This window comes from Saccharomonospora sp. CUA-673, assembly GCF_001942305.1.
GTDB lineage: Bacteria > Actinomycetota > Actinomycetes > Mycobacteriales > Pseudonocardiaceae > Prauserella.
On the sequence record NZ_MKKE01000045.1, the window covers coordinates 19,076 to 28,603 of the forward strand.

The window sequence follows — 9,528 nt, forward strand, 5'->3', positions numbered from 1 at the left end:
CTCAGCTGCGCAGTTCGTCGAGATCGGGCGCGTGCCGGGCGAGGAACTGCACCAGGTCGGGCACGACACTGGTGTAGAAGCTTCCGGTGTGCCCGCCGTCGGCGAAGTACGCGACCTCGGGGTCGGCGCGGCGCACGAACCGCCGGGTCCCGTCGACGAACCAGTCGGACGTGCCGCACCACACGCCGATCGGCGCGTCGCCGAGCGCGTCGAGGTTGCGCAGCGGGTCCAGTTCGGCCCAGGCGTCGGCGCTGCGGAAGGCCTCGCGTTCCTCCATCTCCGACCACTCGGTCATCAGCGCAGGCGAGATGAGCCCGGCCGCGTCGACCGGGTAGCCGCGTTCGTGCCGCCGGCGGGTGTAGACCAGCGCGCCGAACCCACCCATCGACGTGCCCGTCACCGCGAACGGATGCCCGTCGGCGCCGCCGAGGCCGCGTTGGGCCAGCCACCGGGGGAGTTCGTCGAGCAGCATGGCCATCGGGTCGTCACCGGGGGTCGACTCGTGCCAGTACGAGTACTCGCCGCCGTCCACGGCCACGATCCCGAACGGCGGGACCGTGCCGGCCGCGACCTCCTGCGTCAGATGCGAGATGAACCCGTTCGGCGACGAACGCCGCGCCGTGCCGCCGCGGGCATGAAGGTTGACCACCATCGGCAGGTGCATCGTCGGGACGGTGCTGGGCAGCATCAGCACCATGTGCACGTGCCCGCCGCGCGCCCGGGAGTAGACCTGCTCGGAGTGGATGTCGGGAGTGATCCGCGTCAGCGTGCTCTGCGCCGTCGCCGAACTGCAGAGACTGCCGAGTCCGGCGGTCGCCAGCGCCGCCGCCCCACCCAGCAGTACCGATCGTCGACTACGCGGTGGCTGGATGCCCGCCGCCCCGCGACTCGGCAACGCGGTCCTCCCTCGTGTAGATGTTCATGCTCGTCCCCCGCAGGAACCCGATCAACGTCATGCCCTGCTCGGCTGCCAGCTCCACGGCCAGGGACGACGGAGCGGAGACGGCCGCCAGAACCGGTATACCCGCCATCGCGGCCTTCTGCACCAACTCGAACGAGGCACGTCCGGACACGAGCAGTCCCCGGTCGCGCGCGGGAATCACCCCGTCGAGCAGCGCCTTGCCGAGCACCTTGTCCACCGCGTTGTGTCGGCCCACATCCTCTCGCACGTCGGTGAGGGTGCCGTCGGCGGTGAACAGACCCGCGGCGTGCAGTCCGCCGGTCGAGGCGAAGACCTTCTGCCGCTCCCGCAAGGTGTCCGGAAGGGACGCGAGCATCTCCGGCGTGATGTTCATCGCGGCGTCGGCGGGCGGGTGGTGGGTGCGGAGTTTCACGGCCTCGAGCGCCGCCTTGCCGCACACGCCGCACGACGAGGTCGTGTAGAAGTTGCGCGCCACACCGGCGTCCGGCGGCGCGACGCCGGGCGCGAGCGCGAGGTCGAGCACGTTGTAGGTGTTGCGGCCCTCGTCGTCCGCACCGGCGCAGTAGCGCGCGGTGGAGACGTCCTCCCGCGCGTCGATGACGCCCTCGGACAGCAGGAAACCGTGCGCGAGTTCCACGTCGTGCCCGGGCGTCCGCATCGTCACCGCCAGCGGGGAGCCGGCCACGCCCAGCTCGAGCGGTTCCTCGGCCGCGAGCGCGTCCGGCCTGGTCCGCTCGCCGCGTTCGGTCAACATGCGCACCGGTCGCCGTACCGTCAGTCGGCCCATTTCCGCGTCACTCCTGCCGGGTTCGCATCGCGCACAGATTTTCGCACTGTGCGGTACCGGGTTGGTGGCATACGGTGGCTCCGCACACCTGTGGCTCCAGCGTAGGAGAGGTGACCGCATTGGCCATCGGGTTTCTCGACCGGTCCCGCACGATCGCGCCGGCGGACTGGAGCCGCTGGCTGGTGCCGCCCGCGGCGCTCGCCGTGCACCTGGCGATCGGCCAGGTCTACGCGTGGAGCGTCTTCAAACCGCCCCTCGAGGGGTCGATGGGCCTGAGCGGCACGCAGAGTGCGCTGCCGTTCCAGATCGCCATCGTGATGCTGGGCCTGTCGGCCGCGTTCGGCGGAACGCTGGTCGAACGGAACGGCCCGCGCTGGGCGATGTTCATCTCGATGACCTGCTTCTCGTCCGGGTTCCTGATCTCGGCGCTCGGCGCGGCGACCGAACAGTTCTGGCTCGTCGTGCTGGGGTACGGCGTCGTGGGCGGCGTCGGGCTCGGCATCGGCTACATCTCGCCGGTCTCGACGCTGATCAAGTGGTTCCCCGACCGGCCGGGCATGGCCACGGGAATCGCGATCATGGGCTTCGGCGGCGGTGCGCTGATCGCGTCGCCGTGGTCGAGTCAGATGCTGTCGTTGTTCGGCGACGATTCCGGCGGCATCGCGACGACGATGCTCGTGCACGGTGTCGTCTACTTCGGATTCATGCTCGTCGGTGTGCTGCTCGTGCGGGTGCCGGCCGACGACTGGGCCCCGCCGGGGGCGCCGGTCCAGCAGGTCGGTGGCCGGTCGATCTCCGTGTCGGCGAACAACGCCCTCCGCACCCCGCAGTTCTGGCTGTTGTGGGTGATCCTGTGCCTCAACGTCACGGCGGGCATCGGCATCCTGGAGAAGGCCGCGCCGATGATCAGCGACTTCTTCGCGGAGACGTCGGCGCCCGTGAGCGCGGCGGCCGCGGCCGGGTTCGTGGGACTGCTGTCGATGACGAACATGGTTGGCCGGTTCGTGTGGTCGTCCACGTCGGACATCGTGGGACGCAAGAACATCTACCGGCTCTATCTCGGCGTCGGCGCGGTGCTGTATCTGGTGATCGCGTTGACGACGAACTCGTCGAAGTTCCTCTTCGTGCTCGCGGCCGCGTTGATCCTGTCGTTCTACGGCGGCGGATTCGCCACCATCCCCGCGTACCTCAAGGACCTGTTCGGCACCTACCAGGTCGGTGCGATCCACGGCCGGCTGCTGACCGCGTGGTCCACGGCGGGCGTGCTCGGCCCGCTGATCGTCAACGCCATCGCGGACGGGCAGGCGGCGGCGGGCCGGGAGGGTCCGGACCTGTACATCATGTCGTTGCTGATCATGACGGGTCTGCTCGTCGTCGGGTTCATCGCGAACGAGTTGGTGCGTCCGGTGAATCCGCGCTTCCACGAACCGGCCGCAGACGACCGGACGGACGAGCCGTCGGACAAGGGGCAGGAGCCGTCGGGCAAGGAACAGGAGAGGCGATGAGCGACACGGCGGGAACGCAGGCGAGCTCGGGCGCTCCGAAGCGCCGGACCGGGCTGCTGGTCTTCGCGTGGGCGTGGGTGAGTCTGCCGTTCGCCTACGGCACGGCCGAGCTCGGGCGCACCCTGGTGCAGTTGTTCGGCGGCTGAACGCTGCGAGTGAACGCAGCGGCTGTCCCTGGGGCTGAACCCGGAGGGTGAACGCGACCTCGCGGTGGCTTTACGTCAGCGTTACGCGTTCACTCTTGCGGGAATCGTTAGCCGTGCGAAAGGCTGTGGCTTCCCCGGTCCCGAGCATGTCCAACAGGAGGCGCAGTGGCTGTATCCCGCTCCGTCCGTCGGGTGTTGGCTGCGGCCACGGTGGCGGTCACGCTGCCCGCGCTGGCCGTCGCCCCCGCCGGCGCACAGCAATCCACCCTGGGCGATTCTGCCCCGTCGGGGCAGAACAACGCGCTGGACGAGGCCCAGGGCTATCCGCGGCAGACCGACCTGCGCGAGTTCCCCGAGGACCCCGACGACAAGTCGATCAAGCTCGGCCTCACGCCCTACCACGACATCGCACCGCAGCTCAACGAGCTGCAGGAGCGCAGTGACCGGGTCTCGGCCGAGGTCGTCGGGCAGAGCACCGAGGGCCGCGACCTCTACCTGGTGACGCTGACCTCGCCGGAATCGCCCGCGGAGACCGCGCAGCAGAACCGCTGGCGGGACCTCATCGAGGACGACCCGACCGCGGCCGCCGCCGACGAGACCCTCGCCGAGGACTACAAGGCGCCGATCTGGATCAACGCCAACATCCACGGCGACGAGTGGGAGGGCACCGACGGGGCGCTCGACGTGATCGAGCGGCTCGCGACCTCCGAGGACGCCGAGGACGTCGAACTGCTGGACTCGACGCGCATCTACCTCACGGTCAGCAACAACCCCGACGGCCGCGTCGCCGGTACGCGCGCCAACGCCGCCGGGTTCGACGTCAACCGCGACTTCATCACCTCGTCGCAGCCCGAGTCGCGGGCCATGCGCGACCTGCTGATCGAGACGCAGCCGCTGGTCATGATCGACGAGCACGGCTACACCAGCACGACGTTGATCGAGCCGGGCACGCCGCCGCACGGGCAGAACTACGAGTACGACCTGTACATCAAGCACGCCTACGAGAACGCGCTCGGCATGGAGCAGGCCGTCAAGGACCTCGGGTACTCCGAGACCGCGCAGGTCGACATCCCGTTCCGTGACTTCGAGCCGGGCGAGTGGGACGACTGGCCGCCGATCTTCACGCCGATGTACTCGATCTACCAGGGCGCCGTCGGCCACACGATCGAGTTCCCGCTGCGCGTGAACCGCGCCGACTACGAGCAGCTGCCCGAGGAGGAGCTGCAGCGCCGGTCGGGCATCAACCGCGAGGTCGCCGAGGCGACGATCGACGCGGCGATCGAGTACACCGACCACAACCGCGACGAGCTGATCGACGACCAGATCGAGCTGTTCCGCCGCGGGTGGGAAGGTGAGGCGCAGCCCGAGATCCCGGACGGGTACGTTCCCGGCTTCGGCGAGGAGGACCGCTACTCGGTCGAGTTCCCGGGCGCCTACGTCATCCCGGCCGGCCACGGCCAGCGTTCGGACCGCGCGGCCGCGCGACTCGTCGACCACCTGGTCGCCCACGACGTGCGGGTCACGCAGGCCCGGCACACGTTCCACGTCGACGGCCAGCGGTACGCGAAGGGCTCGTACGTCGTGGACATGCACCAGCCCAAGCGCGGGCTGGCGAACGTGATCCTGGCCGCCGGCAAGGACATCTCCGACGACGTCCCCGGCATGTACGACATCTCCGGGTGGAGCCACGGCCTGCTGTGGGGTGCCACCGTCGCCGCGTCGGACGACCCGCTGTCGGTGCGCACCACGCCGGTCTCGGCCGCGGGGCCGACCGGGTCGGTGTCCCCGGGCCCCAACGCCGACCTGGCGTTGACCCTGACCGATGGCGCCGACGTGAAGGCGGCGACGTTCCTGCTCGAGCAGGGAGTCGAGGTGACCCGCGGCGAGGACGGCACGTTGATCGTGCCGGCGTCGGCCAGGGCGCAGGCCGTCGTGGCGGCCGAACGGTTCGGCGTGGAATTCACGCGGGCCGACCGGGGCAGCGCCGGGGCGCCGATCGTCGAACCGGTGATCGCCGCGGCCGCGTCGGACGACGAGCTGCTCGTGCTGCGGGAACTGGGCTTCGACGTCCGTCCCGTGTCGACCGCGGCGCTCAACGAGGGATTCGACCTGTCCGACGTCTCGACGCTGTACGTCTCCACCGGGCTCGACTACGCCGAGCTCGACGCCGAGGCGCGGGCGGCCGTGGACGAGTTCCTCGCCGACGGCGGGCTCGTCACCCGCGGCAGCGGCGGTGCGGCGTTCAACGAGGCGGCCGACGTGCTGCCGGTGACGTCGGAGGCGGGCCGTTCGGACGCCAACGGCGTGGTGTCGGTGACCGGCGGCGAGGGCCCCGTGTCGGCCGACGCCCCGGAACACTCGTTCGTCTACTCCCCGCTGTGGTTCACCGACCTCGGCGAGGGCGTGCATGCCGAACAGCGCTACGCCGACGATCCGCTGGTGGCGGGCCACTGGCTGCCCGGCGACAACGGCAACGGCCCCGGCGCGGCCGCTGGTCAGGCCTCGGTGGTCTCCGGCGAGGCCGCCGGAGGGACGAGGGCGGTGCTGTTCGGCACCGAACCGTTGTTCCGTGATCACCCGAAGGGCCTGTACGCGCAGGTCGCCTCGGCGGTGTTCTGGGCCGGATCGTAGGAATCGGATGGTGGCGGGTCCTCCGCGGAGTTATGGTGCGGCCATGCTCATCGCGGAGGACCTGCTGCTGTTGGAGTTCGACGACACCGAGGGCAAGCCCGTCGCGGGGATCGAGAACCTCGACCAGGCCGTCGGCGGCGCCTTCCTGCTCGAGCTGACCCTGCTCGGCCGGGTCGACCTCACCGGCGAGGCGGACGAGGGCAAGCCCGGCCGGATCGTCGTGCGGGACGCCACGCCCGTCGGCAACGTCGAGCTCGACGGCGCCCTCGAGGCCCTCCGGGAGGTCGAGGGCGCGAAGCCGAAGGACGCCGTGGCCCGGCTCGCGAAGGGCGACCCGGTCGAACGGCTGCTGTCCGGGCTCGCCGACCGCGGTGTCCTGCGCAGGGAGAGCCGCAAGGTGCTCCGCCTGTTCCCGGTCACGCGCTGGCCCACGGCCGATTCGCGGCACGAGGAGCGCCTGCGCGCCGAACTGCACCGGGTGCTCGTCGACGGTGGCGAACCGGACGACCGCACGTCGGCGTTGGTCGCGCTGCTCGTCGGCACGAAGGCCGTCGACGGGGCGTTCCCCACCGACGATCCGGAGACCACGCGCAAGCGCGCGGAGCAGATCGCCGAGGGCAACTGGGGCGGCGAGGCCGTGCACAAGGCCGTCGACGAGATCACCGCGGCCGTGATGGTTGCCGTGATGACGGCGACCATCGTCACCACCACCTCGTCGTAGGGGGCGTGCAGGCGGTTCGTAGACTTACCGGCTGTGACGGAGAACGCGAACCAGCAGCACACGGACCTGCCCACCTCCTGGAACCCGGCCGACGAAGAGGCCGCGCTGTACCAGGGCTGGGTAGCCGCCGGTTACTTCACCGCGGACGCGTCGTCCGACAAGCCGCCGTTCTCCATCGTCCTGCCGCCGCCGAACGTCACCGGCAGCCTGCACATGGGCCACGCGCTCAACCACACGCTCACCGACGTCATCAGCAGGCGCCGCCGCATGCAGGGCTACGAGGTGCTGTGGCTGCCCGGCATGGACCACGCCGGCATCGCAACGCAGAACGTCGTCGAGCGCGAACTGGCCAAGGACGGCACGTCGCGCCACGACCTCGGCCGCGAGCGGTTCGTCGAGCGCGTCTGGGAGTGGAAGGCCGAGTACGGCGGCAAGATCCTCGACCAGATGAAGCGCCTCGGCAACGGCGTCGACTGGTCCCGTGAGCGCTTCACCATGGACGAGGGCCTCTCGCGCGCTGTCCAGACGATGTTCAAGGCCTTCTACGACGAGGGTCTGATCTACCAGGCCGAGCGGATCATCAACTGGTGCCCGCGGTGCATGACGGCGCTGTCGGACATCGAGGTCGACCACTCCGACGACGACGGCGAGCTGGTGTCGATCCGCTACGGCGACGGGGACGCCTCGGTCGTCGTGGCCACGACGCGGGCCGAGACGATGCTCGGGGACACGGCCGTGGCCGTGCACCCGGACGACGAGCGCTACGCCCACCTCATCGGCACCGAGGTCGACCTGCCGCTGACCGGGCGGCGTATCCCGATCGTCGCCGACGCCCACGTCGACCCCGAGTTCGGTACCGGTGCGGTCAAGGTGACCCCGGCGCACGACCCGAACGACTTCGAGATCGGCCGCCGCCACGACCTGCCCATGCCGTCGGTGATGGACGAACGTGGCGTGATCACCGAGCCCGGTCCGTTCGAGGGGCTGGACCGATTCGAGGCGCGGCCCGCGATCGTCGCCGCGCTGCGTGAGGACGGCCGGATCGTCGCCGAGAAGCGCCCGTACGTGCACGCCGTCGGGCACTGCTCGCGGTGCGACACGGTCGTCGAGCCGCGGCTGTCGCTGCAGTGGTGGGTCCGGGTCGGCCCGCTCGCCCAGGCCGCCGGCGACGCCGTCCGCGACTCGCGTGTGCAGCTGCACCCGCCGGAGCTGGCCAAGCGCTACTTCGACTGGGTCGACGACATGCACGACTGGACCATCTCGCGGCAGCTGTGGTGGGGCCACCGCATCCCGGTCTGGTACGGCCCGAACGGCGAGCAGGTGTGCGTCGGTCCCGACGAGCAGCCGCCGACCGGCGAGGGCTGGTACCAGGACCCCGACGTGCTCGACACGTGGTTCTCGTCCGGGCTGTGGCCGTTCTCCACGATGGGCTGGCCGGACGACACGGCCGACCTCGCGAAGTTCTATCCGACGAGCGTGCTGCTGACCGGCTACGACATCCTGTTCTTCTGGGTCGCCCGGATGATGATGTTCGGCCTGCACGGCATGCGCGAGCGCGGCGCCGAGGGGTCCGTGCCGTTCCGGCACATCTACCTGCACGGCCTGGTTCGCGACCAGTACGGCAAGAAGATGTCGAAGTCGAAGGGCAACGTCCTCGACCCCATCGACTGGATGGACGACTACGGCGCGGACGCCACGCGGTTCACGCTCGCCCGCGGCGCCAACCCGGGCACCGACATGGCCTTGGCCGAGGAATGGGCCGCCGGATCGCGGAACTTCTGCACGAAGCTGTGGAACGCGACGCGGTTCGCGATCCTCAACGGCGCGACGACCGCACGCCCCCTGCCGGCGGTCGAGGACATGACCGAGTCCGACCGGTGGATCCTCGGCCGACTGTCCACCGTTCTGTCCGAAGTGGACGAACTGCTGGAGGACTTCCAGTTCGCCAAGGCCACGAACATCCTCTACCACTTCACCTGGGGCGAGCTGTGCGACTGGTACATCGAGCTGGCGAAGGTGCAGCTGTCCGATCAGGACGCCGCTCGGGCCGACGCGACGCGGGCCGTGCTGGGGCACGCGCTCGACACGGTGCTGCGCCTGCTGCACCCGTTCGTGCCGTTCGTGACCGAGCGCCTCTGGAAGACGCTCACGGGTAATGGGGGCACCCCCGCCAATGAGGGCGTAGCCGGCGGGGGAGCCTCGCTCGTCGTGGCGGCGTGGCCGTCGGGTGAGCAGCTGCCCGCCGCGGACACGACCGCCGAGGCGCGGATCGCCGACGTGCAGAAGCTCGTGACCGAGGTCCGCCGGTTCCGCTCCGACCAGGGCCTGAACCCGGGGCAGAAGGTGGCGACGCGGCTGTCCGGCGCGGCGATGGACGCGCTGTCGGCGCACGAGGACGCGATCCGGTCGCTGGCGAAGCTCACCGTGCCGGGCGATGACTTCGCCGCGACCGCGTCGATCGAGGTGGCGCTGGCCGACGGCACGGTGACCGTCGAGGTCGACACGTCGGGCACGATCGACGTCGCCGCCGAGCGCAAGCGGTTGCAGAAGGACCTCGCGACGGCCGAGAAGGAGCTGAAGCAGACCGACGGCAAGCTCGGCAACCAGGCGTTCCTCGACAAGGCGCCGGCCGACGTGGTCGAGAAGATCCGCGTCCGCCGCGACACCGCCGCCGCCGACATCGAGCGCATCACCGCCCGCCTGGAATCCCTCCCCGCCTCCTGACCGACCGATACCCCCCAAGGTTGTTGTGTACGCAACCAAAGGGACCGTCGGGGGGCTCTCCAGGCGAGGGCGGTGCGGAGTTCGGCGGCGAC

7 protein-coding genes are annotated in these 9,528 nt (G+C 70.4%); 5 read left to right on the forward strand and 2 right to left on the reverse strand.

Annotated elements, in window-relative coordinates; genetic code table 11:
- Position 1: 1 nt before the first annotated feature.
- Both BJF85_RS19595 and fdhD read right to left on the reverse strand, forming a co-directional pair.
- On the reverse strand, positions 2 to 895 hold the full coding sequence (locus BJF85_RS19595) for an alpha/beta hydrolase family protein (RefSeq protein WP_075849551.1): 894 nt from the start codon (positions 893 to 895) through the stop codon (positions 2 to 4).
- Positions 855 to 1,709 (reverse strand): formate dehydrogenase accessory sulfurtransferase FdhD, encoded by an 855-nt coding sequence (gene fdhD / locus BJF85_RS19600; protein WP_075849552.1) that lies wholly within the window; start codon positions 1,707 to 1,709, stop codon positions 855 to 857. The genes BJF85_RS19595 and fdhD overlap by 41 nt, the downstream gene beginning before the upstream one ends.
- A 119-nt stretch (positions 1,710 to 1,828) precedes the next feature.
- Here fdhD and BJF85_RS19605 point away from each other — a divergent pair, with 119 nt between their 5' ends.
- The 5 genes from BJF85_RS19605 to BJF85_RS19620 all read left to right on the forward strand — a co-directional run bounded on the left by BJF85_RS19605 (position 1,829) and on the right by BJF85_RS19620 (position 9,436).
- Positions 1,829 to 3,214, forward strand: coding sequence for an OFA family MFS transporter (locus BJF85_RS19605; RefSeq protein WP_083666553.1), 1,386 nt, complete (start codon positions 1,829 to 1,831; stop codon positions 3,212 to 3,214).
- Positions 3,211 to 3,360, forward strand: a complete 150-nt coding sequence (locus tag BJF85_RS28530; RefSeq protein WP_187346939.1) for a hypothetical protein — start codon at positions 3,211 to 3,213, stop codon at positions 3,358 to 3,360. Before BJF85_RS19605 ends, BJF85_RS28530 begins: the two co-directional genes overlap by 4 nt.
- A 165-nt stretch (positions 3,361 to 3,525) precedes the next feature.
- Entirely contained in the window at positions 3,526 to 5,991 is a 2,466-nt protein-coding gene (locus BJF85_RS19610; RefSeq protein ID WP_083666552.1) for a M14 family zinc carboxypeptidase, read from the forward strand.
- Positions 5,992 to 6,034: 43 nt separating this feature from the next.
- On the forward strand, positions 6,035 to 6,712 hold the full coding sequence (locus BJF85_RS19615) for a GPP34 family phosphoprotein (RefSeq protein ID WP_075849553.1): 678 nt from the start codon (positions 6,035 to 6,037) through the stop codon (positions 6,710 to 6,712).
- 33 nt (positions 6,713 to 6,745) lie between these two features.
- Complete coding sequence (locus tag BJF85_RS19620; RefSeq protein WP_075849554.1) at positions 6,746 to 9,436, forward strand: valine--tRNA ligase; 2,691 nt, start codon at positions 6,746 to 6,748, stop codon at positions 9,434 to 9,436.
- The last annotated feature ends 92 nt before the right edge of the window (positions 9,437 to 9,528 follow it).